Annotated in this window: 1 pseudogene; it reads right to left on the reverse strand. The window is 53.0% G+C overall.

What is annotated here, in order from left to right:
* Nucleotides 1-595 (reverse strand): annotated as a pseudogene (locus NE473_RS30105) (hypothetical protein); the annotation flags it as partial.
* Nucleotides 596-606: the final 11 nt, after the last annotated feature.

Consider the following 606-nt stretch of genomic DNA (forward strand, 5'->3'; position numbering starts at 1 on the left):
CTGCACGCATGTAGTCTCCGACCCAGTCCGCCAGATCAGCCGCATGAACGACATCGGACACCAGCGGGTTCTCCCACTGTTCCAATCTCCCGGTTGGATTCAACCGCCGGCTGACTCTGGCCTGTGTAACGATATATTCCCGGCCTGTTATCAATACTTCACATGCCCCTGTAACGCCTGTCAGTTCTACGGTAGCATAATAATTGCTGCTGTCCACAATCACCGCCGTCTGGCCTGCCTGAGGCTCTGTAATCGTACAAGACAGGTCATAAGACGGGGCTGAAAAATAGATCGTATACCGGTTATCCGCGGCGCTCACGGTAACGGTCTCTTTCGCCAGTTCCTTCGCCTCAACTCCCTGGCTGTAGAAGGTCCGGACCACCTGCAGTTCCCCGACTTTGGGAAGCTGTGTCCCCTTTGGCGTCTTCGTAAGTTCGTGGCCGTATTCCAGCATATAATCCGTACTGTCCCCGAAAATAATGTTATTCAGTATCACCCGGTTATACGGACAGCCTTTCGTGAATTCCAGAACCAGCCGGTCAAACTCCGGAAACTCGTGACTGATAACTGTCATGGCTGTCAGCCCGGATACCATATAATCTTCCC

Origin of the sequence: Hungatella sp. SL.1.14, assembly GCF_024460495.1 — a bacterium.
GTDB classification, from domain to species: Bacteria; Bacillota; Clostridia; order Lachnospirales; family Lachnospiraceae; genus Hungatella; species Hungatella hathewayi.